23 protein-coding genes and 1 tRNA gene are annotated in these 23,671 nt (G+C 65.6%); 11 read left to right on the top strand and 13 right to left on the bottom strand.

From position 1 onward, the window contains the following. Positions 1-73: 73 nt before the first annotated feature. The 6 genes from E5CHR_RS17440 to lptF form a co-directional block, all read right to left on the bottom strand. Positions 74-232 (bottom strand): DUF3309 family protein, encoded by a 159-nt coding sequence (locus tag E5CHR_RS17440; RefSeq protein WP_106556648.1) that lies wholly within the window; start codon positions 230-232, stop codon positions 74-76. Positions 233-341: 109 nt separating this feature from the next. Continuing rightward, positions 342-1,508 carry a pyridoxal phosphate-dependent aminotransferase gene (locus E5CHR_RS17435; RefSeq protein ID WP_443083082.1) on the bottom strand — a complete coding sequence of 389 codons (1,167 nt, stop codon included), beginning with the start codon at positions 1,506-1,508 and terminating at the stop codon, positions 342-344. 79 nt (positions 1,509-1,587) lie between these two features. Further along, positions 1,588-2,529: a CysB family HTH-type transcriptional regulator gene (locus E5CHR_RS17430; RefSeq protein WP_162581009.1), complete on the bottom strand. Its 942-nt coding sequence runs from the start codon at positions 2,527-2,529 to the stop codon at positions 1,588-1,590. A 64-nt stretch (positions 2,530-2,593) separates the two neighbouring features. After that, positions 2,594-2,965, bottom strand: coding sequence for a sirohydrochlorin chelatase (locus E5CHR_RS17425; protein WP_162581008.1), 372 nt, complete (start codon positions 2,963-2,965; stop codon positions 2,594-2,596). Between the two features lie 8 nt (positions 2,966-2,973). Then, positions 2,974-4,080 (bottom strand): LPS export ABC transporter permease LptG, encoded by a 1,107-nt coding sequence (gene lptG, locus E5CHR_RS17420; protein WP_162581007.1) that lies wholly within the window; start codon positions 4,078-4,080, stop codon positions 2,974-2,976. After that, entirely contained in the window at positions 4,077-5,186 is a 1,110-nt protein-coding gene (lptF, locus tag E5CHR_RS17415; RefSeq protein WP_162581006.1) for an LPS export ABC transporter permease LptF, read from the bottom strand. The genes lptG and lptF overlap by 4 nt, the downstream gene beginning before the upstream one ends. Before the next feature lie 21 nt (positions 5,187-5,207). Here lptF and E5CHR_RS17410 point away from each other — a divergent pair, with 21 nt between their 5' ends. The 4 genes from E5CHR_RS17410 (at position 5,208) to E5CHR_RS17395 (ending at position 8,913) form a co-directional block, all read left to right on the top strand. Continuing rightward, positions 5,208-6,704 (top strand): leucyl aminopeptidase, encoded by a 1,497-nt coding sequence (locus E5CHR_RS17410; protein ID WP_162581005.1) that lies wholly within the window; start codon positions 5,208-5,210, stop codon positions 6,702-6,704. Positions 6,705-6,729: 25 nt separating this feature from the next. Beyond that, on the top strand, positions 6,730-7,167 hold the full coding sequence (locus E5CHR_RS17405; protein ID WP_162581004.1) for a DNA polymerase III subunit chi: 438 nt from the start codon (positions 6,730-6,732) through the stop codon (positions 7,165-7,167). Then, positions 7,167-7,559: a hypothetical protein gene (locus E5CHR_RS17400; RefSeq protein ID WP_162581003.1), complete on the top strand. Its 393-nt coding sequence runs from the start codon at positions 7,167-7,169 to the stop codon at positions 7,557-7,559. Before E5CHR_RS17405 ends, E5CHR_RS17400 begins: the two co-directional genes overlap by 1 nt. A gap of 136 nt (positions 7,560-7,695) precedes the next feature. After that, positions 7,696-8,913, top strand: a complete 1,218-nt coding sequence (locus E5CHR_RS17395; protein WP_162581002.1) for a branched-chain amino acid ABC transporter substrate-binding protein — start codon at positions 7,696-7,698, stop codon at positions 8,911-8,913. A gap of 47 nt (positions 8,914-8,960) precedes the next feature. Here the strand turns inward: E5CHR_RS17395 and E5CHR_RS17390 are convergent, their stop codons facing one another. From E5CHR_RS17390 to E5CHR_RS17375, 4 genes are all read right to left on the bottom strand, one after another. Next, complete coding sequence (locus E5CHR_RS17390; protein ID WP_162581001.1) at positions 8,961-9,341, bottom strand: response regulator; 381 nt, start codon at positions 9,339-9,341, stop codon at positions 8,961-8,963. 172 nt (positions 9,342-9,513) lie between these two features. Then, positions 9,514-9,604 (bottom strand) — tRNA-Ser (locus tag E5CHR_RS17385). A 36-nt stretch (positions 9,605-9,640) separates the two neighbouring features. Next, positions 9,641-10,570, bottom strand: a complete 930-nt coding sequence (locus E5CHR_RS17380; protein WP_162581000.1) for an SPFH domain-containing protein — start codon at positions 10,568-10,570, stop codon at positions 9,641-9,643. Between the two features lie 35 nt (positions 10,571-10,605). Then, positions 10,606-11,031 (bottom strand): NfeD family protein, encoded by a 426-nt coding sequence (locus E5CHR_RS17375; protein WP_162580999.1) that lies wholly within the window; start codon positions 11,029-11,031, stop codon positions 10,606-10,608. A gap of 117 nt (positions 11,032-11,148) precedes the next feature. On the opposite strand from E5CHR_RS17375, the gene E5CHR_RS17370 reads away from it, so the two are divergent. Continuing rightward, entirely contained in the window at positions 11,149-13,443 is a 2,295-nt protein-coding gene (locus tag E5CHR_RS17370) for an arginine/lysine/ornithine decarboxylase (protein ID WP_162580998.1), read from the top strand. Positions 13,444-13,449: 6 nt separating this feature from the next. Here E5CHR_RS17370 and E5CHR_RS17365 read toward each other — a convergent pair whose 3' ends face one another. Then, entirely contained in the window at positions 13,450-14,319 is an 870-nt protein-coding gene (locus tag E5CHR_RS17365; protein WP_232062096.1) for an EamA family transporter, read from the bottom strand. Positions 14,320-14,512: 193 nt separating this feature from the next. Between E5CHR_RS17365 and E5CHR_RS17360 the strand changes: the two genes are divergently transcribed. Further along, positions 14,513-15,070: a fasciclin domain-containing protein gene (locus E5CHR_RS17360; RefSeq protein WP_162580996.1), complete on the top strand. Its 558-nt coding sequence runs from the start codon at positions 14,513-14,515 to the stop codon at positions 15,068-15,070. Between the two features lie 12 nt (positions 15,071-15,082). On the opposite strand, the gene E5CHR_RS17355 is transcribed toward E5CHR_RS17360, so the two are convergent. Further along, a complete protein-coding gene (locus tag E5CHR_RS17355) occupies positions 15,083-15,937 on the bottom strand; it encodes a DNA ligase (protein WP_162580995.1) in 855 nt (284 codons plus the stop codon). Between the two features lie 74 nt (positions 15,938-16,011). Then, entirely contained in the window at positions 16,012-16,794 is a 783-nt protein-coding gene (fabI, locus tag E5CHR_RS17350; protein WP_162580994.1) for an enoyl-ACP reductase FabI, read from the bottom strand. A gap of 37 nt (positions 16,795-16,831) precedes the next feature. Between fabI and E5CHR_RS17345 the strand changes: the two genes are divergently transcribed. The 5 genes from E5CHR_RS17345 to E5CHR_RS17325 are packed head-to-tail and all read left to right on the top strand — an operon-like array spanning position 16,832 to position 23,649. After that, positions 16,832-18,628 carry an extracellular solute-binding protein gene (locus tag E5CHR_RS17345; protein WP_162580993.1) on the top strand — a complete coding sequence of 599 codons (1,797 nt, stop codon included), beginning with the start codon at positions 16,832-16,834 and terminating at the stop codon, positions 18,626-18,628. 11 nt (positions 18,629-18,639) lie between these two features. Next, positions 18,640-19,674 (top strand): microcin C ABC transporter permease YejB, encoded by a 1,035-nt coding sequence (locus tag E5CHR_RS17340; RefSeq protein ID WP_162580992.1) that lies wholly within the window; start codon positions 18,640-18,642, stop codon positions 19,672-19,674. 43 nt (positions 19,675-19,717) lie between these two features. Then, the gene (locus tag E5CHR_RS17335; protein ID WP_162580991.1) at positions 19,718-20,776 is read left to right on the top strand and encodes an ABC transporter permease; all 1,059 of its coding nucleotides are present in this window, start codon (positions 19,718-19,720) and stop codon (positions 20,774-20,776) included. Positions 20,777-20,805: 29 nt separating this feature from the next. Continuing rightward, the gene (locus E5CHR_RS17330) at positions 20,806-22,419 is read left to right on the top strand and encodes an ABC transporter ATP-binding protein (RefSeq protein WP_162583766.1); all 1,614 of its coding nucleotides are present in this window, start codon (positions 20,806-20,808) and stop codon (positions 22,417-22,419) included. Positions 22,420-22,443: 24 nt separating this feature from the next. Beyond that, positions 22,444-23,649: a YbfB/YjiJ family MFS transporter gene (locus E5CHR_RS17325; protein ID WP_162580990.1), complete on the top strand. Its 1,206-nt coding sequence runs from the start codon at positions 22,444-22,446 to the stop codon at positions 23,647-23,649. Positions 23,650-23,671: the final 22 nt, after the last annotated feature.

Below are 23,671 nucleotides of genomic sequence, written 5' to 3'. Positions count from 1 at the left end.
GTGGCGAAAAAAAAGCCCACCGAGGGTGGGCTTTGCTGTTGTGGCGCCAGCGAGCGCCGCTCCATTTTCGTTTCTATATGCGCCCCATCAAGAGCAGCACGATCACGACGAGCACCACCAGGCCCAGGCCACCGCTCGGCCCGTAGCCCCAGCTGCGGCTGTAGCCCCAGCTCGGCAGAGCGCCTACCAGCAGCAGGATCAGGACGATCAGCAGGATCAGCGAGAGCGACATGGATGACTCCTTGGTGTTGTGTTCCGAGGAGTCCATGGTCGTTGGCAGCGGTGACTTTGCCCGCCGGAAGGCGCGCCCTTCGTCGGTCAGGACTCTCCTACCATTTGTGTCAGAGCCGGGCCAGCCGGCCGAGGGCGGCCCTGAGCGTCTCGTCTTTCTTGGCGAAGCAGAAGCGCACCACTCGCTGGTCGAAGCCCTCGGCGTAGAAGGCCGAAAGCGGAATGGCGGCAACGCCGATTTCGCGGGTAAGCCATTGGCAGAAATCGGCTTCGCCCAGATCGCTGACCTCGCGGATGTCGACGCACTGGAAATAAGTCCCGGCGCTCGGCAGCAACTTGAATCGGGTCTTCGCGAGGCCTTCTGCGAAAAGGTCGCGCTTGCGCTGGTAGAAGGCCGGCAGATCCAGATAGGGCGCCGGGTCGGCCATGTAGCTGGCAAGCGCGTGCTGCATCGGCGTGTTGACGGTGAACACGTTGAACTGGTGCACCTTGCGGAATTCGGCCGTGAGCGGCGCCGGCGCCGCGACATAGCCCACCTTCCAGCCTGTCACGTGGTAGGTCTTGCCGAAGCTGCTCACGATGAAGCTTCGCGCCGCCAGGCCCGGAAAGCGCGCCGCACTCTCGTGTCGCGCGCCTGCGTAGACCATGTGCTCGTAGACCTCGTCGCTGATCACCAGCACGTCGGTAGGCGCGAGGAGCTCCTCGAGCCGGCGCATCTCGGCTTGGGTCCACACGGTTGCGCTCGGGTTGTGCGGTGTGTTGACAACGATCGCGCGCGTGCGCGACGTGAGCGCGGCCGCGATCCTGTCGAAGTCGGGACGGAAGCTGCCGGGGGTGAGCGGCACCCGCACCACCGTGCCTCCGGCCAGCTCGATATTCGGCGCGTAGCTGTCGTAGCAGGGCTCGAGCACGATCACCTCGTCGCCGGCGCGCACCACGCAGAGAACAGCAGTGATGATGGCCTGCGTGGCGCCGGCGGTGATGGTGATCTCGCTGACCGGGTCGTAGCGGTGGCCATAGAGCGTGTGGATCTTTGCGGCGATGGCCTCGCGCAGCGGCAGGATGCCGGGCATCGGCGGGTACTGGTTGTGGCCGGCCGCCATGGCGGCGGTCACCGCGTCCAGCAGCTTGGGGTCGCAGTCGAAATCCGGAAAGCCCTGGCCGAGGTTGACGGCGTTCTTTTCGGCAGCCAACGCCGACATCACGGTGAAGATGGTGGTCCCGACGCTTGGCAGCTTGGTCTGCACATTCGGGGTGCGGGCAATCGAATCGCTCACACTGGCCTCCATGCTCGAAACTTCGTGTACTCGCTGCCCCCCGAGGGAGCTTTCGCCACTTGGGGCGGCCATGCTTCGCTCATAGCTCATAGTCCTGGTTATGACCGGCCAATGCCTTGGCGATCAGGTTGCGGTCGAGCCGGTCCGAGAGCAGCTCGGCAAATTTGAAGACAAAGTTGCGCAGGTAGGCGCTGCGCTTGAAGGCCACGCGGGCGATGTTGGTGCCGAACACATGACCCATCGGCCGCACGACGAGGTCGGCATTGGAGTCGTCGCGCACCGCCATCTCGGCGACGATGCCGACGCCCAGGCCGAGGCGCACGTAGGTCTTGATCACGTCGGAGTCGATGGCCTCCAGCGCGATGCGCGGCGCGAGCTTCTTCTGGGCGAAGGCATGGTCGATGCGCGTGCGCCCGGTAAAGGAGGGGTGGTAGGTGATGATGGGCTCGGCCGCGAGGTCCTCCAGATGGATGCGCTCCTTGTCCGCCAGCGGGTGGGTCTTGGGCAGCACCAGCACGTGCTGCCACTCGTAGCAGGGCAGGGTCACGAGCTCGGCGTAGTCTGCCAGCGACTCGGTCGCGATGCCGACCTCGGCGATCTCGTCGATCACCATCCGCGCCACCTGGTCGGGGGAGCCCTGGTGCAGGCTCACGTTGACCTTGGGGTAGGCCTCGCGCAGCCTGGCCACCGGGACCGGCAGCACGTAGCGGGCCTGCGTGTGGGTGGTGGCGATCGACAGGGTGCCGCTGTCCTGCGCGCTGAACTGCTCACCGATGCGCTTGAGGTTGCCCACCTCGCGCATGATGAGCTCGATGCTTGCGAGCACGTGCTGGCCGGGCTCGGTCACGCGTTTCAGGCGCTTGCCGTGGCGCGCGAAGATCTCCACGCCCAGTTCTTCCTCGAGTTCGATGATTGCCTTGGAAACGCCCGGCTGTGAGGTGTGCAAGGCCTTGGCCGCCTCGGTCAGGTTGAGGTTGCGGCGCACCGCCTCCTGCACAAACCTGAACTGATGAAGATTCATAACAAATTCCGTCTTATTTCCGGATTTATTATGCCTTCCTTGTCTATCGAAATCACTGAAGGTTTCAGGACTTGAGAGCGAGCCGGGCGATCAGATCGAGTACTTCGGGCTCCTCGCCGACGGCGGCCGCCAGTTCGACCGGCACCTGGGGGTGCGATGCGCGCAACTGATCGAGCAGGCCCGGCAGATCTTCGCGCAGATGCTTGCCCATGCCGAGGAAGAGCGGCATCACGCGCACCGCGCGCGCGCCGCTCGCCACCAACTCGGCCGTGGCCGTCTGCAGGTCGGGTTGCGACAGCTCGAGGTAAGCACAACGCACCTGCACCGCCGGGTCGAGATCGGCGACCCGCCGCGCAACGGCTTCCACCGGCGCGCGCCACCGGACATCGCGCGAGCCGTGCGCGAGCAGCACGATGCCCAGATCGTTCTTCTGCATACGCGTTGCTAGCGCCGCAGCACCAGCCAGGTAAAGGCCGCGAGTGACATGACCGAATAGATCAGACCGGGGGCCGCAGCGGTGATCCAGGGCCACCAGTTGCTCAGGTTGCCGAGATAGCCGAACACGTTGTTCAACAGGAAGAAACTGATGCCGATCATCACGCCGCCGAACACGTACGCCGTGATCCCGGCCTGGCGGAAATGCAGGTACGCGAAGGGCAGGGCGAGCACCACCATGACCAGGCAGGACAGCGGGTAGAAGACCTTGCGCCAGAACTCGATCTCATAGCGCTGGGCGGTCTGGCCGTTGGCATCGAGGTGCTGGATGTATTCGAACAGGTCGATGGTGCGCATGCGGTCCGGCCGAAGCAGTGCCACCGATACCATTTCGTTCGTCAATGAAGTCGGCCAATTCACGACCGGCGTTTTGGTGGTGGTGACGCGGACCTTGTCGGCATTGCCCGTGTCGTATTGCTGCTGCTCGACGCCGATCAGCGTCCACACGCCGTTGGAGATGTGCGCCTGCGAAGCGGAGGTGTGCGAGACCAGCAGGCCCTTCGCGCCGAACTCGAAGATGCGCAGGTCTTTCAGCGTGCCGTTGCGCGAAATCGAGGCCACGTTCACGGCATAGGACTTGTCGCCCTGCTTTTCCCTGAGCCACGCGCCGGTGTAGCCCACCATCGAATAGGTGCCCTGGTAGCGCGACTTCAGCAACTGGGCAGTGCGGTCCGAAGCCGGTGAGACATAGTCGCCGACCGCGAAAGTCAGGAACACGAAGCCGAGTCCCAGCACGAGCAGTGTGCGCAGCGCCCGCCAGGGTCCGAGGCCGCTGGTGCGCAGGATCGTGTACTCCGAACTCTGCGCCAGCCGAGCCATCACAAAGATGGTGCCGATCAGCACCGCGATCGGCAGCAGCTCGTACAGATGGCTCGGAATCAGCAGGGCGACGTACATCAGCGCCTGCGCTGCGCCGTAGCCCAGCGTGCCGGGCTGGCCGATGGACTGCAGCTCGTCGACGAAGTCGAAGAAGAAAAACAGGCTCAGGAACCCCAAGGTGACGAAGGCGACTGCCTTCAGCACCTCGATGTAGATCAGTCGGCGAATGGTTTTCACGTGTCGGAATTGGCCGTCGACCGGCCGCGGGCGGGTAACGGACGCCAGCTCCAGTTGAAATGGCGCTTGGCGAGCCAGAGCAGGGCGAGTGCCAACGCGCCGCCATGCAGCGCCAGCATGAAGCCAGCCATGCCGTAGCGGCCCATGCTGACCCAGTTCTGTCCGAGATTGAGCAGGTTGTAATAGAGCACGAAGGCGCACAGGGCGAACAGCAGGTTGCCGCTGCGGCCCACCCTTGGATTCGCGCTCGACACGGTCAGCGCGAGCAGCACGAAGTTGATCGCCGCGAGCACCATGCCGATGCGCCAGGCCAGTTCGCCGTTGTTGGCCGCGCCGGGCTCGCGCATCAGGTTCAGGGTCGTCTTGGCACGCACGGGCGCGGCGCCGTTGGAGGGGTCGATGTCGCTTCCGACCTTGGCGCCGTAACTGCGGAACTCGCTGATCTTGAGCTCACCGGGCAGGAGCGGCCGTTCCAGCCGCTGACCGTTCCTCAGCATCAGGTAGCGCGAATCGCCGATGCTCTCGATGCGGCCGCTCTGCGCAGAGGTGATGATCTGCAGATTGCGCTCGATCGAAGAGATGAACACGTTGCTGGCCGTCGAGCTGTCCGGCGCGTCCTTGTCGATGAAGAAGACCCGCAGGCGTCCGGCCGACTCGCGGAATTCGCCGGGCGCCACGCGTTCGATGTCGCTGCGGCGCTGGTACTGGTCGCGCATGCCCTGCGTCTGGGAGTTGGCCCAGGGCCAGCCGACCAGCGCGAACACGGCGATCAGCAGCAGGATCGGCCAGGCGAAGCGGAACAGCGGTGGCAGGAAATCGGCAAGGCCTCGGCCGCTGGAAAACCAGATCACCATTTCGCTGTCGCGGTACATGCGCGACAGCGTGCCTACGATGGAGACGAACAGGCTGAGGCTCAGGATCGTGGGCATGTAGCCGAGGACCGTATAGGTCATCACCAGGAAGACCTCGGAGGGATTCACACTGCCCCGGGCTGCCAGGCCGAGCGTGCGGATCAGCATCATGGTCATCACGATGGTGATCAGCACGACCAGCGTGGCCCCGAAGCTGCGCGACAGCTCCTTGCGTATGGAGGAATGGAATAACATCGTCGAGGGAAAAAAAGGATTATGGACTTTCAACTCAAGACCCTCTCCACCACCCAGGCTGCCAATGAGAAATGCGATGCGCTGATCGTGCTCGCCGCAGCTGGAACCTCTCCCAACAAGGATGTGATCGCCGCGCTCGTGGCCGATGCCCAGAAGGCCGGCGACCTGGGCGACAAGGCGGGCAAGCTGCTGGCCTTGTACCGCCCGCCGGGCGTGGCGGCGCCGCGCGTGCTGCTGGCGTCGGTGGGGGACGGCAAGCCTGCCTCGGTGCGCACCGGCGTTCTGGCCGCCATTGCCGCGGTCAAGGCGGCAGACCCCAAGCGAGTGGCGATCGTTTTCGCCCAGGGCGCCGACGCGGCGGGGCTGCGCAGCGCGGTGATCGCGTCGGCCGATGCGAGCTATGTCTACACCGCCACCAAGTCCAAGCCCGAGCCGCGCTCGATTCGGCAGCTGAGCTTCGGCGTGCCCGATTCGGCAGCACTGCGCGGGACCTTCGACGAGGCGGTGGCCACGGTCGCGGGCATCGAGCTGGCCAAGGAATGGGCCAACCGGCCCGGCAACTACTGCACCCCCTCGATGCTGGCCGATGCGGCGCAGGAACTCGCAGAACTGCCGCACCTGAAGTGCGAGGTGCTGGGGCCCAAGGAAGTCCAGAAGCTTGGCATGGGCGCGTTCAGTGCGGTGGCACAAGGTTCGGCCGAGCCGCTGCGATTCATCGTGCTGCGCTATCAGGGTGCCTCCAAGGGCGACGCGCCCGTGGTGCTGGTGGGCAAGGGCATCACCTTCGACACCGGTGGCGTCTCGCTCAAGCCGGCGGCCGAGATGGACGAGATGAAGTTCGACATGTGCGGCGCCGCCAGCGTGCTGGGCGTGTTCCGCGCGCTCGGCGACATCCGTCCCCCGATCAACGTCGTAGGCCTGATCCCGACCTGCGAGAACATGAACGACGGCCGCGCGATCAAGCCCGGCGACGTGGTCACCAGCATGAGCGGGCAGACCATCGAGATCCTCAATACCGATGCAGAGGGGCGCCTGATCCTGTGCGACGCGCTGACCTACGCCAGACGCTTCAATCCCGCGGTGGTGGTCGATATCGCCACGCTGACCGGCGCCTGCGTGGTAGCGCTGGGCGGTGTGCGCAGCGGCCTCTTTTCCAGCGACGACGCGCTGGCCGACGCGCTGCTCGCGGCCGGCGAGGCTTCACAGGACCGCTGCTGGCGGATGCCGCTGGACGAGGACTACGCCGAGGGCCTCAAGACCAATTTCGCCGACGTGGCGAACGTCGCGGGCCGCGCCGGCGGCGCAGTCACCGCGGCCAAGTTCTTGCAGCGCTTCGCGGGCGACTTTCCCTGGGCGCACCTGGACATCGCGGGCACGGCGTGGAAGAGCGGGGCTGCCAAGGGCGCGACTGGGAGGCCCGTCGGCCTGCTGCTGTCGTATCTGCTGGAGCGGGCTCGCCAAGGCGGCGCCCAGCCGGTGCCGCCCCCCAAGGCCCGCAAACCCGCCAAGGCCCGGTAACGCACCGAACGCACCGGCAACGGCCATGACCGAAATCGACTTCCACTTCAACACGCCGGACAAGGTGAACTACGCCTGCCGCTTGCTGCGCAAGGCGGTCGGCGTGCGCGGGGCGCGCGTGGTGGTGGTCGGCGACGCGCCGATGCTGGAAGCCGTCGACCTCGCGCTCTGGACCTTTGCGCCCGCGGAGTTCATCGCCCACTGCCGCTGCGATGGCGAGCCGCACACGGTCGCGCGCTCGCCGGTGGTGCTGGCAGAAAGCGGCGATGCGCGGTTGCCGCATCGCGAAGTGCTGGTGAACCTCGGTCACGCGATACCGGGTGGCTTCGAACGCTTCAACCGGCTGATCGACATCGTGAGCGCCGACGATGCCGACCGCCAGGCCGGCCGCCTTCGCTGGCGGCACTACGCCGACCGCGGCTACGCCATCCAGCGCCACGACTTCGCGGGGAGCGCTGCCTGATGTCCGGCCGCACCCCGCCACGCTTCGTGCCGACGCTCACCACCGTGCTGGAGGTTCCGGCCGACGCGGTCCCCGCGAGCATGCCGGCCCCCGAGCCGGCTGTCGCCGCGGACGCTTCGCAGGCGGTCGCGAACGATCCGAAGGCCCTGCTTCTGGAAGCCGATGCCTTCCGCGTCGAGGAGCATCTGCTGCATCGCGTGCTGCAGCGGGTCGACCTCTCGCTCGAGGAGCGCCTGAGCGACACGGTGTCAGCTGCCGTTCAGCAACAACTCGACAACATGATCCCGCGCCTGCGCGAGGAAATCGAGGCGGTCCTGCGCGAGCTGGTGAGCCAGGCCCTGGCCCAGGAACTGTCCGACAACCCAGGGTCTACGCCACCCTTTCGCCCCTGATCCTTGGGCTACACTGCGCGCCAGGTCGAAGGCGCAAGGCGCTGAGGGTCTGCGGCGTGAAACTTGCTGAGGGTTCATGCTCGGATCAAAGGCCGTATATCTAGTGTTCTTATCCACCAATACCTGGAGGTTCCTCATGCAATTGAAATGGTCTGCAGTCGCGCTCGCGGCACTCACGCTCGTAGCTTGCGGCAAGAAGGAAGAAGCAGCGGCGCCGGCCCCTGCGCCGGCACCGACCGCGGCAGCGCCTGCACCTGCGGCTCCTCCGGCCGATGCATTGGTGGTCAAGATCGGTCACGTCGGCCCGACCAGCGGCGCCATCGCGCACCTCGGCAAGGACAACGAGCTCGGCGCGCGCATGGCCATCGAGGACCTGAATGCCAAGGGCCTCAAGATCGGTGACAAGGTTGCCAAGTTCGAGCTGCTCGCCGAAGACGACGCGGCCGATCCGAAGCAAGGCACCGCGGTCGCGCAGAAGCTGGTCGACAGCAAGGTCAACGGCATCGTCGGCCACCTGAATTCGGGCACCACCATTCCGGCTTCCAAGCTCTACAGCGACGCCGGCATCCCGCAAGTTTCGCCTTCGGCCACCAACCCCAAGTACACCCGCCAAGGCTTCAAGACCACCTTCCGCGTGGTGGCTGACGACACGCAGCTCGGCGGCACGCTGGGCAAGTACGCGGTCGATACGCTGAAAGGCAAGAACATCGCCGTGATCGACGACCGCACGGCCTATGGCCAGGGCGTCGCCGAGGAATTCGAGAAAGCGGTCAAGGCCGCGGGCGGCACGATCGTCGGCCACGAGTTCACCACCGACAAGTCGACTGATTTCAACGCCATCCTGACCAAGCTCAAGGGCGCCAAGCCGGACGTGCTGTTCTTCGGCGGCATGGATGCCGTGGGCGGCCCGATGCTCAAGCAGGTCAAGCAACTCGGCATGAACGTCAAGTTCATGGGCGGCGACGGCCTGTGCACCGGCGAACTGGCCAAGCTGGCCGGCGATGCGATCGGTGAAGACATGGTGGTGTGCGCCGAAGCCGGCGGTGTCGAAGGCGACTTCAAGCAGCCGCTGGAAGACTTCAAGACCAAGTTCAAGGCCAAGAACGGTGTCGACGTGCAAATCTATGCGCCGTACGTCTACGACGCGGTCAACGTGCTGGCCGAGGCCATGGTGAAGGCCGGTTCTTCCGATCCCGAAAAGTACCTGCCGGAACTCGGCAAGATCCAGTACAAGGGCGTGACCGGCCCGATCGCTTTCGACGAGAAGGGCGACATCAAGAATGGCGCACTGACGATCTACACCTACAAGGGTGGCGCACGCACGCAGATCGCGGTGGTGCGTGGCGCGAGCTGAAGCAACGCCGCCTGCATCCAGAGTAAGGGCCCCCTCGGGGCCCTTTTTTACGTGGCGTTCCGGCTGGTGTCGTTGCAGTAGTCGAAGAAGGCTTCGAGCTCCCGCGACTTGTCGAAAACGGCGTCGGCGCCCAGCGCCTCGCATCGCGCGCGGATGTCGGGGTTCACGTAGTTGCTCAGGACCACTGCGCGCTGCTTTGCACTGCGCTGCTTGCAGGTCCTCAGGACGCCCAAGCCGGAGCCTTGCTTGAGGAACACATCCACCACCACCAGCTGCCAGTCGCCGGCGTGCGAGGCCAGCCACAGGGCCGCCTCGTTCTCGCCCTCGGCACAACCGACAATGCGGGCGCCGACCAGGTCCTCGAGTGCAGGAATCAGGTTGTCGCGGATCGTCTTGTTGTCTTCAACAAGGAAGGTCGGGAGCGTCATGCGCTTTCTTGCCTATGAAGCCGAAAGCCTAACGCGGTGCAGCATTCTCGATGCCGCCCAAGCCGCCCGCTGTCGTGTAGGAAAATTCGCACGAGAACGATGCCACTTGGGCGATTGAAACCTAACGACCGCTCAGCAAAAAGCCCGCTTTCGCGGGCTTCCTGAAATCGAGTGGCGGAGCAGGCGGGATTCGAACCCGCGGAGGGCTATTAACCCTCACACGCTTTCCAGGCGTGCGACTTAAACCACTCATCCACCGCTCCGAAGCCCGCGATTGTAGCAGCGGGGATCGAGCCCTCTCAGGCGGCTGTCGACGTCTTTCCGGCCTGCACCATGCGCATCGCCGAAGCGATGAGCGCCGCGGTTTCGTTCATGTTGCTGGGGACGATCAGCGTGGTGGTCGCGTCGGCTGCGACTTTGCCGTAGGCATCCACGGCGCGCTCGGCGACCTTGAGCTGCACGGCCTGTTCGCCGCCGGGCTGGCGGATGGCGGCAGCCACGCGTTCAATGGCGCCGGCAGTGGCCTCCGCCACCGCCGTGATGGCAGCGGCCTCGCCCTGGGCGTTGTTGATCTGGGCCTGTTTCTCACCCTCCGACCGCGCGATGAAGGCCTCGCGCTCGCCGGTGGCGATGTTGATCTGCTCCTGGCGGCGGCCTTCGGACGCGGCGATCAGCGCGCGCTTCTCGCGCTCGGCCGTGATCTGGCGCTGCATCGCCTGAAGGATCTCTTTCGGCGGCGTCAGGTCCTTGATCTCGTAGCGCAGCACCTTCACGCCCCAGTTCAGCGCCGCCTCGTCGATGGCGGCCACCACTTGCGCGTTGATGATGTCGCGCTCCTCGAAGGTCTTGTCGAGCTCGAGCTTGCCGATCACGCTGCGCAGCGATGTCTGCGCCAGTTGCGTGACGGCCACGATGTAGTTCGACGAGCCGTAGCTCGCGCGCATCGGGTCGGTGACCTGGAAGTAGAGGATGCCGTCGACCTGCAACTGCGTGTTGTCGCGCGTGATGCAGATCTGGCTCGGCACATCCAGCGGGATCTCCTTGAGGCTGTGCTTGTAGGCCACCTTGTCGATGAAGGGGATCAAGAAGTTGGGGCCGGGCGTCATCGTGTTGTGGTACTTGCCCAGCCGTTCGCGCACCCAGGCGTTCTGCTGCGGCACGAACTTGATGGACTGGCTGATGACGATGACCGCGATGACCAGCAGGACCAGGGGGACGGTGAATTCCATGAAGATGCTTCCTCGTTGTGCTTGTTGCTTGCGTATCAGATCTTGTCGACGACCAGCCTGCTGCCGACGACTTCGGCCACCTGGTGCTCGCCGGTGGCGGGCGTGGCGCCGGCCCGGGGCACCACCGTCCATTGCGCGCCGCGGTACCGCACGGTAGCCGTGCCGTCGGGGTTCCAGGCCTCGACAAAGACGCGTTCGCCGATGTCCAGGTTGATGTCGCGGTTGGCGGCGGCCGGCGGCTCGGCGGGGCGCTTGCGCCGGATCGTGTGCCAGACGAGCACCGCCCCGACGCCGACGACCGCTGCCACGACCAACTGTGTGCCCAGCCCCGCACCCGCATGCGCCGAGATGGCCGCTGCCGCGAAACCCGCACTCAGCAGCAGCAGATAGACCGTGCCGGAGAGCAGCTCCAGCACGATCGCGCCGCCCGCGATCAGCCACCAGACGGTGGAACTTGCCATGTCACGACTCCTCTCCAAGTAAAGGCACGACATTCTGTGTCAAAAGCGCGGCCATCCCTTCATCTGAATTCCGTACACTTCGCGCCTGTTTGCTTGTCCCGCCCCCCGGAGCCCCCCATGAAATTCCGCTTTCCGATCGTCATCATCGACGAGGACTTCCGCTCCGAGAACACCTCGGGACTCAGTATCCGCGCCTTGGCTCAGGCCTTCGAGAGCGAAGGCTTCGAGGTGCTGGGCGTCACCAGCTACGGCGACCTGAGCCAATTTGCCCAGCAGCAGAGCCGAGCGAGCGCCTTCATCCTGTCGATCGACGACGAGGAGTTCACCCCGGGCCCCGACCTGGACCCGGCAGTGTTGAACCTGCGCAACTTCATCGGCGAAGTCAGGCGCAAGAACGCCGACGTGCCGATCTACATCTACGGTGAGACGAAGACCTCGCGCCACCTGCCGAACGACATCCTGCGCGAGCTCCATGGCTTCATCCACATGTTCGAGGACACGCCGGAGTTCGTGGCGCGCCACATCATCCGGGAGGCCAAGTCCTACCTCGAAGGTGTGCAGCCGCCATTTTTCAAGGCGCTGATCGACTATGCGGAAGACGGCTCCTATTCCTGGCACTGCCCCGGCCATTCGGGGGGCGTGGCCTTCCTCAAGAGTCCGGTCGGCCAGATGTTCCACCAGTTCTTCGGCGAAAACATGCTGCGCGCCGACGTCTGCAACGCGGTGGAGGAACTGGGGCAACTGCTCGACCACACCGGCCCGGTGGCGGCCAGCGAGCGCAACGCGGCGCGCATCTTCAACGCCGACCATTGCTTCTTTGTGACCAACGGCACCAGCACCAGCAACAAGATGGTGTGGCATCACACGGTGGCCCCTGACGACGTGGTGGTGGTGGACCGCAACTGCCACAAGTCGGTGCTCCACGCCATCATCATGACCGGCGCCATTCCCGTCTTCATGAAGCCGACGCGCAACCACTTCGGCATCATCGGCCCAATCCCGCGGAGTGAGTTCGAGCCGGCGGCCATCAGGGACAAGATCCGCGCCAACCCGCTGCTTTCGCATGTCGATGCCGACAAGGTCAAGCCGCGCGTCATGACGCTCACGCAGTCCACCTACGACGGTGTGATCTACAACACCGAGACCATCAAGCGCATGCTCGACGGCTACGTCGACACGCTGCATTTCGACGAGGCATGGCTGCCGCATGCGGCCTTCCACCCGTTCTACGGCACGTACCACGCGATGGGCAAGCGCCGTGTGCGGCCCAAGGAGTCGCTGGTGTTCGCGACCCAGTCCACCCACAAGCTGCTGGCCGGCATCAGCCAGGCCAGCCACGTGCTGGTGCAGGACTCGCAGAACCGTGCACTCGATCGCGACCTCTTCAACGAGGCCTACCTGATGCACTCCTCGACGAGCCCGCAGTACGCGATCATCGCCAGCTGCGACGTGGCCGCCGCGATGATGGAGCCGCCCGGCGGCACGGCGCTGGTGGAAGAAAGCATCCTCGAGGCGCTGGACTTCCGCCGCGCCATGCGCAAGGTGGAGGAGGAGTTCGGCAAGGACGAATGGTGGTTCAAGGTGTGGGGCCCCGAGAAGCTGGTGGAGGAAGGCATCGGGCGTGCCAGCGACTGGATCATGCACGGTGAGTCGCGCAGTGGCCCGAACGCCAAGAACGGAGCACGCAACTGGCACGGCTTCGGCAAGCTCGCCGATGGCTTCAACATGCTGGACCCGATCAAGTCCACCATCGTGACGCCGGGCCTGGACCTGAACGGCAAGTTCGCCGCCACCGGCATACCGGCCAGCATCGTGACCAAGTTCCTCGCCGAGCACGGCGTGATCGTCGAGAAGACAGGGCTCTACAGCTTTTTCATCATGTTCACCATCGGCATCACCAAGGGCCGCTGGAACACGCTGCTCACGGCGCTGCAGCAGTTCAAGGACGACTACGCGCGCAACCAGCCGATGTGGCGCATCCTGCCTGAGTTCTGCCAGAGCCACCCGGGCTACGAGCGCCTGGGGCTGCGCGACCTCTGCCAGCATGTCCATGAGCTCTATGCGCGCCACGACGTGGCACGCCTCACGACCGAGATGTACCTGAGCGACCTCGAGCCGGCGATGAAGCCGAGCGATGCCTATGCCCACATCGCGCACCGCAAGACCGAGCGTGTGGAGATCGACCAACTGGAGGGCCGGATCACCACCAGTCTGATTACCCCATACCCGCCGGGCATTCCGCTGCTGATCCCGGGCGAGGTCTTCAACAAGAAGATCGTCGACTATCTCAAGTTCGCGCGCGAGTTCAACAGCGAGTGCCCGGGCTTCGAGACCGACATCCATGGGCTGGTGGCGCGCATCGACGAGACCGGCAAGAAGCGCTACTACGCGGACTGCGTGCGCGCAGGCTGAGCGGATTCAGCCGACGCGCAGCACCATCACACCGGCCACGATGATCAGCGTGCCCGCGGCGCGCTGCCAGCCGAAGCCCTCGCGCAGGAACAGCGTGCCGATCAGCGCAGCGAACAGCACCGAGGTTTCGCGCAGCGCCGCGACGATCGCCACCGGGGCCTTGGTCATGGCCCACAGCGCGATGCCGTAGCTGCCCAGGGAGGCGGCGCTGCCGATCAGTGCCAGCTTCCATCGGCCTGCCATGTACTCGAGCGCCGCGCGGCGCTTGCCCGGACGGCGCCAGAGCACCAGCAGCATGTAGGGGATGCCGTCGAACAGGAACAGGGTCGCCACGTAGGCCAGCGCATTGCCCGAGACGCGCACCCCGATGCCATCGACGACGGTGTAGAGGGCAATCACCGCAGCATTGGCCAGCGCGAAACCGAGCGCCTTGCTGCGCCGTGAATCATCGTTCTCGCGCAGCACCGAGCGTGACAGCCCCAGCGTGACCACGCCGACGCACAGCAGGGCGACGCCGATCCAGGCTGTCACCGAGATCGCCTCGCCGATGAACGTCGCGCTGCCCATGGCGACGAGCAACGGCGCGCACCCGCGCATCACCGGATAGGTGAGGCTCAGGTCCCCATGCTTGTAGGCGCCGGCCAGTGCCGTGTAGTACGCGATGTGGATCAACAACGAAGTCGCCATGTAGGGCCAGGCAGCGCGCGGCGGCAAGCCCGTGATCATCACGAGCGGAACGGCGATGAAGATGCCCATGCTGTGAACCAGCGCGGTGTCCAGCGGCTTGTCGATGCCCGACTTGATGAGCGCGTTCCAGGCGGCGTGGAGCAGGGCGCCGAAGAGTACTGCCAGGACGATGGGTCCGCTCAAGCTCACGGTTTGCGCGCTTCGATGCAGAGGGGGTGCGTGTGTGCTTCGTGCGTCGAAGAGTGCCAGGACATCCGCCGATGGTAAGCGGGCCTGAAACGCAGCATTTCGCGTCGGGCGGGGCAATCCAACTTGGCTCGCCCTCCGTATTGATTGCAGCCGCCGCCATTTCGGTGCCGGTGCCACCCCAAAGGAGCCTTTCATGAGCAGCAGCTTCCACCGTATCGCCTCCATCACCCTGGCCGCCGCGATGGCCGTCGGCGCGGCCGCCGCGTCCGCGCAAGTCATGGTCGGCGGAGCGCCGATGTTGGCGACCAAGGACATCATCGACAACGCCGTCAATTCGAAGGACCACACCACGCTGGTTGCCGCGGTGAAGGCCGCCGGACTGGTCGAAACCCTCAAGGGCCCAGGCCCCTTCACCGTGTTCGCGCCGACCAACGCAGCCTTCGCCGCCTTGCCGGCCGGCACCGTCGACACGCTGCTCAAGCCAGAGAACAAGGGCAAGCTGACGGCAGTGCTGACCTACCACGTGGTACCCGGCAAGCTCGATGCCGCGGCGCTGGGCAGCCAGATCATGGACGGCAAAGGCATGGCCACTCTCAAGACCGCGGCAGGCGGCACGCTCATGGCCAAGGAAAGCGGCGGCAAGATCATGGTGGGCGACGAGAACGGCGGCTGGGCCACCGTGAGCACCGCCGATGTCTACCAGTCCAACGGCGTGATCCACGTCGTCGACAAGGTGCTGCTGCCCAAGTGAGCGTTCGGTAGCCTAGGAAGAGGAGGCGAGGTCGCCCCTCACTCGCAGGAAGCGCGCGAACCTCGGCAGGCCGCCGGGGTTCGTGCCGTTGTAGCGATAGCTGACCCAGCTCCCCGCCGCGGGCGGCTGTTCGCGCTGCGCGTCCGTGAAGCCCCCGCCGAGCTTGAAGCGCCGGCCCTCGGGTGTCTCGACCAGCAGCGCACCCATGCGGCCGGCGTGACGCCCGCGGCCTGGTACATGCGCCAGTACCCGGGCGTCAGCATCGTCGTAGGGTTTGAACTTGAGCAAGTCGGCCGATCGTTCTCCGCGATAGACGGAGCCACCCCGATGAAGCACCAGGCCTTCGCCGCCCATGCCCACTGTCTTGTCGAGCAGCGCCTGCAGTTCCTCGTGCGTGCCGGCCCTGGCCTGCGGCACCGGGATCACCCAGGGAGCGTCCTTCAATGGCAGCAGCTTGCGCAGCGCGGCCAGCCGGGCCGTGAAGTCGCCAGGCTGCGCCGGCAGGTCGAAGACCATGAAGCGGATGCTTCGCCAGGCCGGGTCGTTCGGGATCTGGTCGCGCACTGTGGACACCGTCTCCGCGAAGCGCCCGCGGCCGGCCCACAGTTCGCCGTCCATCGGCACCGCGGGCAGCGCTGCGGTGAACCAGGCGGGCGCGGCCACGCGCTCGCCACCACGCGTCCAGAGCTGCCTTCCGTCCCAGTAGCCGCGCATTCCATCGAACTTCTCGCTGACCCAGTAGTCGGCGAGCGGCATGCCGCGGTGATAGACATCGGCGAGCATGAGCTTCGACGCAGCTGCATTTGCCAGCGCAAAGGGCGCCAGCGCGAGCGCTGGGCCGAGAAGCAGGAGCTTTCGACGATCCATGTGTTGTTCCCTGAATGATTTTCTTGTGTTGATGCAGGCCGGTCTGCTGCCGGCAGCCGCGCGGCGCGGCGCAGCTATTCGGCGATGCCGCCGACCACCTGGCTGAAGCCGCCGTCGACGTACGTGATCTCGGCCGTCACGCCGCTGGCCAGGTCGCTCAGCAGGAAGGCGGCGACGTTGCCCACTTCCTCGATCGTGACGTTGCGGCGGATCGGCGAGACGTCCGCAACCACCGCGAGGATCTTGCCGAAGCCCTTGATGCCGCTGGCTGCCAGCGTCTTGATGGGCCCCGCACTGATGCCGTTGACGCGCATGCCTTTCGGCCCAAGCGATTCCGCGAGGTAGCGCACGGAAGCCTCAAGCGATGCCTTGGCCAGGCCCATGGTGTTGTAGTTGGGCAGTGCACGCTCGGAGCCCAGGTAGGTGAGCGTGAGCAGGGCCGATTTGTCGTTGAGGTAGGGCAGGGCCGCCTTGGCCATGGCCGGGAAGCTGTAGGCGCTGATGTCATGCGCCACCCTGAAGCCCTCGCGCGAAAGGCCCTCGAGGAAATCGCCGGCGATCGCCTCGCGCGGCGCGAAGCCGATGCTGTGCACGAAACCATCGAACTTGGGCCAGGTCTGCGCCAGGTCGGTGAACAGCTTCGCGATCTGGGCGTCGTCGCCGACGTCGCAGTCGAACACCAGGCTGGAGTCGAAATCGGCGGCGAATTCGGTGATCCGGTCCTTGAAGCGCTCGCCCACGTAGCTGAAAGCGAGTTCGGCCCCTTGTTGGTGGCACGCCTTGGCGATGCCGTAGGCGATGGAGCGGTTGCTCAGCACGCCGGTGATCAGGAATTTTTTGCCGGAAAGAAAGCCCATGGAGCGACCTCGTGAAAATCTTGGGCAGAATTCTCGCATGCGAGGTTGGCTGCTCTTGGTGTTGGCGCTCTCGGCGGCTCCCTCGTGGGCCGCCCATGCGTACGCGCAGTTCGGAGACATCAAGTACTCGCCGGGTTTCACTCATTTCGATTACGTGAACCCGGACGCGCCGAAGGGCGGCGAGATCCGCATGGTGCCGCCGATTGCCGTCACCAACTTCGACAAGTTCAATCCCTTCACCCTCAAAGGCACTCCGCCCGCTGGCTTGGGGCAACTGGTATTCGAGAGCCTGCTCATCGGCAACGACGAGGAGCCCACCACGGCCTACGGCCTGCTCGCCGAAGATGTGGAAGTGGCATCGGACAAGCACTCCGCAACCTTCAGGATCCGTCCGGAAGCGCGCTTCAACGACGGCACGCCCGTGCTTGCGGCCGATGTGGTCTATTCGTTCGACACCTTGACCGGCAAACTGGCGGCGCCCCAGTTCAAGACCATTTATGCCGAAGTGAAAGGCGCGAAGGCGCTGGACGAGCGCACCGTGCGCTTCGACTTCGCGAGCAGCAACCGGGAGCTCCCCCTCGTGGTCGGCGGCATGGCCGTCTTCAGCCGCGCCTGGGGTGGCGGCAAGCCTTTCGACCAGATCAACGCCGAACTCCCCATTGCATCCGGGCCCTACCAGCCGGCCAGTGCGCGGCTGGGGCGCGACATCACCTACGTGCGTGATCCCAAGTACTGGGGTGCCCATCTCGCGGTTAGAAGAGGCCAGCTCAACTTCGATCGTGTCACCTACAAGCTCTACCTGGACGAGACGGCGCGCTTCGAAGGACTGAAGGCCGGCGAGTTCGACTTCATGCGCGAGTTCATTTCGCGCAACTGGGCTCGCCAGTACTATGGCAAGGCCTTCGAGACCGGCGAGCTCCGGAAGCAGGCGTTTGAAAACCGCAACCCCGGCGATTTTCAAGGGTACATCTTCAATCTGCGAAAGCCGAAGTTCCAGGACATCCGGGTGCGGCAGGCACTGGGCCTGACCATGGATTTCGAGTGGCTCAACCGGCAGATGTTCTATGGGCTGTACAAGCGGGCGGTGGGGTACTTCCCCAATAGCGACTTCCATGCCGAAGGCCTGCCTGGACCCGACGAACTGGCGCTGCTCGAACCGCTGCGCAAGCAGCTTCGGCCCGAAGTCTTCGGCCCCGCGCCGGTGCCACCCAGCACCGACCCGCCCTCCAGCCTGCGCGAAAACCTGCGCAAGGCGCGTGCCTTGCTGGCCGATGCCGGCTGGACCTACCGCGACGGCGCGCTGCGCGACTCGAAGGGCGAAGCCATGACCATCGAGTACCTGAACGCGCAGCCCTCGGGCAACCGGCTCGTGCTGCCGATGCAGGCCGCGATGCGCAAGCTCGGTATCGAGCTCAGCATCCGCAACGTGGATGGCTCGCTCTACCAGCAGCGCATGGATGAATTCGACTTCGAATTCAGCAGCCTGCGCAAGCCGGGCACCACGGCGCCCGGCGGCGAACTGTTCGACTACTTCGGCTCCAAGGCGGCGGACACATCGGGCTCCGCCAACATCTGGGGCATCCGCGATCCGGCTGTCGATGCGTTGTTGCAGAAGGTCGTGGAAGCCACCACGCGGCCCCAACTGTCGGCCGCCATGCGCTCGCTCGACCGGGTGCTCTCCCATGGCTACTACTCGATCCCTCAATGGACGAGCAACAGCTTCCTGGTCGGGTATCGGCCCGGGCGCTTCGTGCTTCCCAAGGTGCTGCCCCCGTATTACGACGCCGGCACCTGGGCCGTGTCGACGTGGTGGGCTTCGCCCTCGAACAAGTAGGGCACCTCGCGATGGCCAGCTATATCCTCAAACGGCTGCTGCTGATGGTGCCCACGCTGCTGGGGGTGCTGATCGTGACCTTCGGCGTCATCCAGTTCGTGCCCGGCGGGCCGGTGGAGCAGATGGTGTCGCAGCTGCAGGGCCGCGACTCCGGCGGCGAGCGGGCCGCTGCCAGCGGCGCGGGCTATCGGGGCCGCCAGGGCCTGGACCCGAAGCGCATCGAGGAGATCAAGCAGCTCTACGGCTTCGACAAGCCGCCGCTGGAACGTTTCTGGCAGATGCTCAAGGGCTATGCACGCTTCGATCTGGGCAACAGCTTCTACCAGCGCAAGGCGGTGTGGCAGCTGGTCAAGGAGAAGCTGCCGGTGTCGATCAGCCTGGGCCTGTGGACTTTCTTCATCAGCTACCTGATCGCCGTGCCGCTGGGCGTCGCCAAGGCAGTACGCGCCGGAACGCGCTTCGACTTCATCACGACGCTCTTCGTCCTGATCGGCTATGCCATTCCGGGCTTCGTGCTCGGCGTGGCGCTGCTCGTGATCTTCGGCGGCCAGCTCCAGTGGTTTCCGTTGCGAGGATTGACCTCGTCCAACTGGGAAAGCATGAGCTGGGGCGCCCGCATCGTCGACTACCTGTGGCACATCACGCTGCCGATCACGGCCATGGTGCTCGGCAGCTTCGCCGTGACTGCCATGCTGACCAAGAACTCCTTTCTCGAGGAGATCCGCAAGCAGTACGTCCTGACCGCGCGCGCGAAGGGCTTGAGCGACCGTCGCGTGCTCTGGAAACATGTCTTCCGAAACGCCCTGATCCCCATCATCACGGGCTTTCCGGCGGCCTTCATCGGCGCCTTCTTCACAGGCTCGCTGCTCATCGAAACCCTGTTCTCGCTCGACGGACTGGGCCTGTTGAGCTACGAAAGCGTCATTCGGCGCGACTACCCGGTGGTGCTGGGCACGCTCTATCTCTTCACGCTGATCGGACTGGTGACCAAGCTGCTCAGCGACCTTTGCTACGTGTGGGTGGATCCGCGTGTCAAGTTCGATTGAATCTCCCATCACAGCCGGTCGTTCTGGGCCTTTCGACGGGCAAGTGGCGGCATCGGCTGGCCAGGCTGGACCGGCAGTCAGTCCCGGCCCCGCCCGCCGTGCCTGGCTGCGCTTCAAGCGCAACAAGCTGGGTCTCTGGAGCCTCATGCTCTTCAGCATCCTGGTCGTGCTGAGCCTGTTCGCGGAGGTGCTTTCCACTGATCGCCCGTTGGTCGTGCACTACGAAGGACAGACTTACTTTCCGGTGCTGCGCGACTACTCCGAAAAGACCTTCGGCGGGGACTTCGAGACACCTGCCGACTACCTCGATCCCTTCATTCGTGAGCGCATCACCAGCGGAGCCAACTGGGCCCTCTACGCGCCCAACCCGTATGGCCCGCGCACGCTCAACTACTTTGCCAAGGCGCCGAATCCGGCCGCACCGTCCGGCGAAAACCTTTTCGGTACCGACGACCGCGGCCGCGACCTGCTGGCGCAACTGATCTACGGCTTTCGCGTCAGTGTGCTTTTTGCGCTGGCGCTCACCGTCATCGGCGTGGTGCTGGGCATCATCACCGGGGCGGTCCAGGGGTACTTCGGCGGCAAGACCGATCTCGCCTTCCAGCGCTTCATCGAGATCTGGGGTTCCATGCCCGAGCTGTACCTGCTGATCATCTTCAGCGCCATCTTCGCGCCCAGCGTGGCCCTGCTGCTGATCCTTCTGAGCTTGTTCGGCTGGATGGGCCTTTCGGACTACGTGCGCGCGGAGTTCCTGCGCAACCGCCAGATGGACTATGTGCGCGCTGCGCGTGCGCTCGGCGTGGGCAATCTGCAGATCATGTGGCGCCACATCCTGCCCAACAGCATGACGCCGGTGGTGACCTTCCTGCCCTTTCGCATGAGCGCGGCCATCCTGGCGCTGACCTCGCTCGACTTCCTTGGGCTGGGAGTGCCGCCGGGTACGCCGTCGCTGGGCGAGCTGCTGAGCCAGGGCAAGGCCAACATCGATGCCTGGTGGATCTCGCTTTCAACCTTCGCGGTGCTCGTCGTGACACTGATGCTGCTGACCTTCATGGGCGATGCATTGCGCGATGCGCTCGATCCTCGGAAGGCCGATCGATGAGCACCGCGCCGGGCTGGCCCAAGCAAGCCATGAGCGCCGCCTTGCTCGAGGTCCGGGGCCTGCGCGTGGCCTTTGGCGGCAAAGAGGTCGTTCATGGGATCGACTTCGGCATCGCGCCTGGAGAAAAGCTGGCCCTGGTGGGTGAATCGGGCTCGGGGAAGACCGTCACTGCGCTGAGTCTTCTTCGGCTGGTCCAGAACGCCGAGGTGTCCGGCCGCGCGCGCCTGGCAGGCGCAGAGGAGGGCGCAGGCGCGCGCGATCTGTTGTCGCTGCGGGAGCGTGAGCTGCGTGCCATTCGCGGCAAGGAGATCGCGATGATCTTCCAGGAGCCGATGACGGCGCTGAACGCGCTCTACACCGTGGGCGACCAGATTGCCGAGGTCCTGGAAACGCACGAGGCGCTGCCCAGGCATGCGGCGCAGGAGGCAGCGGTCCAGCTCCTGGCCGACACCGGCATCCCTGAGCCGGCGCGACGTGCGCGGGCATTTCCGCACCAGCTGTCGGGTGGCCAGCGCCAGCGCGCCATGATCGCCATGGCATTGGCCTGCAAGCCGCGCCTGCTGCTCGCCGACGAACCCACCACGGCGCTCGACGTGACCGTGCGGGCACAGATTCTGGACCTGCTGGCCGAACTCCAGGACAAACACCGAATGGCCGTGCTGCTGATCACGCACGACCTCAACATGGTGCGCCGCTTCGCAGACCGGGTGGCGGTGATGGAAAACGGGTACATCGTCGAACAGGGCGCCGTGGCCGACGTGTTCGGCGCCCCGCAGCATCCCTACACCCGCAAGCTGATCGACAGCCGGCCAGCCCGCGATGTGCCGCCCGTGCCCCCTCGGCAGGAGCCGCCGGTGCTGGAGGCCCAAGCCCTGCGGGTGGGCTATCCGGTCTCGATCCCCGGCTTCGCCGGCTGGTTTCGCAAGGGCGAGTTCGTAGCAGTACAAGGCGCCGACTTTCGCATTGGAGCAGGGGAGACCCTGGGGGTAGTGGGGGAGTCGGGCTCAGGCAAGTCGACCCTCGCCCTGGCCGCGTTGGGACTGCTCAAGCACAGCGGTAGCCTCGGCGTCGAGGGCAAGCGCTGGAACAGCGGCAGGGCGAGCGACCGCGCGCTGCGGCGGCAGATGCAAGTGGTGTTCCAAGACCCGTTCTCCTCGCTCTCGCCGCGCATGACGGTGGAGCAGATCGTCGGCGAAGGCCTGACGGTGCATGCACCCGAGCTCGACATTGCCGGCCGCCGCGTGCGCGCGCTCGAAGCCTTGGCTGATGTGGGTCTGACAGAGGCGCAGTTCCCGTCGCTCCTCGCGCGCTATCCCCACGAATTCTCCGGTGGCCAGCGGCAGCGCCTGGCCATCGCGCGGGCCCTGATCGTCGGGCCGCGGCTCCTGGTGCTCGACGAGCCCACCAGCGCCCTCGACGTTACCATTCAGAAACAGGTGCTGGGGCTGCTCCAGCGCCTGCAGCGCGAGCGGGGCCTGAGCTACCTGCTGATCACGCACGATGTCGAGGTGATTCGGGCCATGGCGCACCAGGTCATCGTGATGAAGGATGGCGCAATCCTCGAGTGCGGCGCTGCCCTTCGCGTCCTCGATGCGCCGGAGCATCCCTATACGCAGAAGCTCGTGGCCGCGGCCGCTGGCTGATCGAGAGAACCCGGAAACAGATCAATGTCGACAATCGGAAGCGACCGGCGTGCCGCATGGCGCGCAGCGCTGGCCTGCATGGTGGCCCTGGCCGTGGCGATGGGCCTCGGGCGATTTGCCTTCACGCCCTTGCTGCCGATCATGCTGCACGAGGGAAAGGTGGGGCTGGAGGCGGGCGGACTGCTGGCCTCGCTCAACTACCTGGGCTATTTTGTGGGCGCGCTGTCCTGTGCGGTGATCCGGATCGAGGCTGCCACCATGGTGCGCTGCGGCCTGGTTGCCACAGCGGCGCTGCTGCTGGGGATGGGGCTCTGGGACAATTTTGCCGCCTGGGGCATTCTGCGCACGGCCGCCGGCGTCGTGAGCGCCTGGACCTTCGTCTTCGCGTCGGGCTGGGGGCTCAGGCGCCTGGCCGAAACGCACGCGCCAACGTTGCAGGGGGTGATCTACACAGGCCCGGGGATCGGTATCGCCCTCACGGGGCTGCTGGGCGGCGCCGTCGGACATTGGGGCTCGGCGGCGGGCTGGATCGGCTTCGGATTGCTGTCCGTGGTGCTGATCGTCGGCGTCTGGCGCATCTTCGGCGACGGTGCACATGCCTTGGCGCGCACTGCGCCGACAGGCGCGGCCCCTGCCGGACCCGCCGACCTCACCGCCGCCCGCGCGGACGCGCGGTGGCTGGTCGCGCTGTACAGCCTCGCCGGCTTCGGCTACATCATTACTGCGACCTTCCTGCCCGTCATTGCGCGCCAAGCGCTGCCGGGCTCGTCCTGGCCCGACTTCTTCTGGCCGCTGGTTGGTCTGGCGGTGGTTCCCGGTGCGCTGATCGGCGCCCGGGCGCCCGTCCGGTGGGACAACCGTCTGCTGCTTGCCCTCGCCTATGGGCTGCAGGCACTCGGAGTGCTGCTGTCGGTCGCCTGGCCGAGCATCGGCGGCTTCATGCTGGGCAGCCTGCTGCTGGGCCTGCCGTTCACGGCAATCAGCCTGTTCGCAGTGCGGGAGGCGCGCCGCCTTCGAGGCAACGCTGCGTCGGGGCTGATCGGGTATGCGACTGCGTCCTATGGGGTCGGGCAGATCCTGGGGCCGCTCTTCGCCGCCCCCCTGGCCCAGCGTACGGGGTCCTTCACCGTCCCGCTGTTGGCGGCTGCTGCGGTGCTGGCGCTTGGCGCGCTGCTGTTCGCCTGTGTCTGGTGGCGCGCAAGGAGGCCGGCAGGCGCCTTTGCCGCGTAAAAGGAGCGCTTACTGACACCTT

Origin of the sequence: Variovorax sp. PBS-H4 (genome assembly GCF_901827205.1) — a bacterium.
In the GTDB taxonomy this organism is placed as follows: Bacteria; Pseudomonadota; Gammaproteobacteria; order Burkholderiales; family Burkholderiaceae_C; genus Variovorax.
Note: the sequence above shows the minus strand (reverse complement) of the source record. Positions and strands in the feature narration are given on the sequence as shown.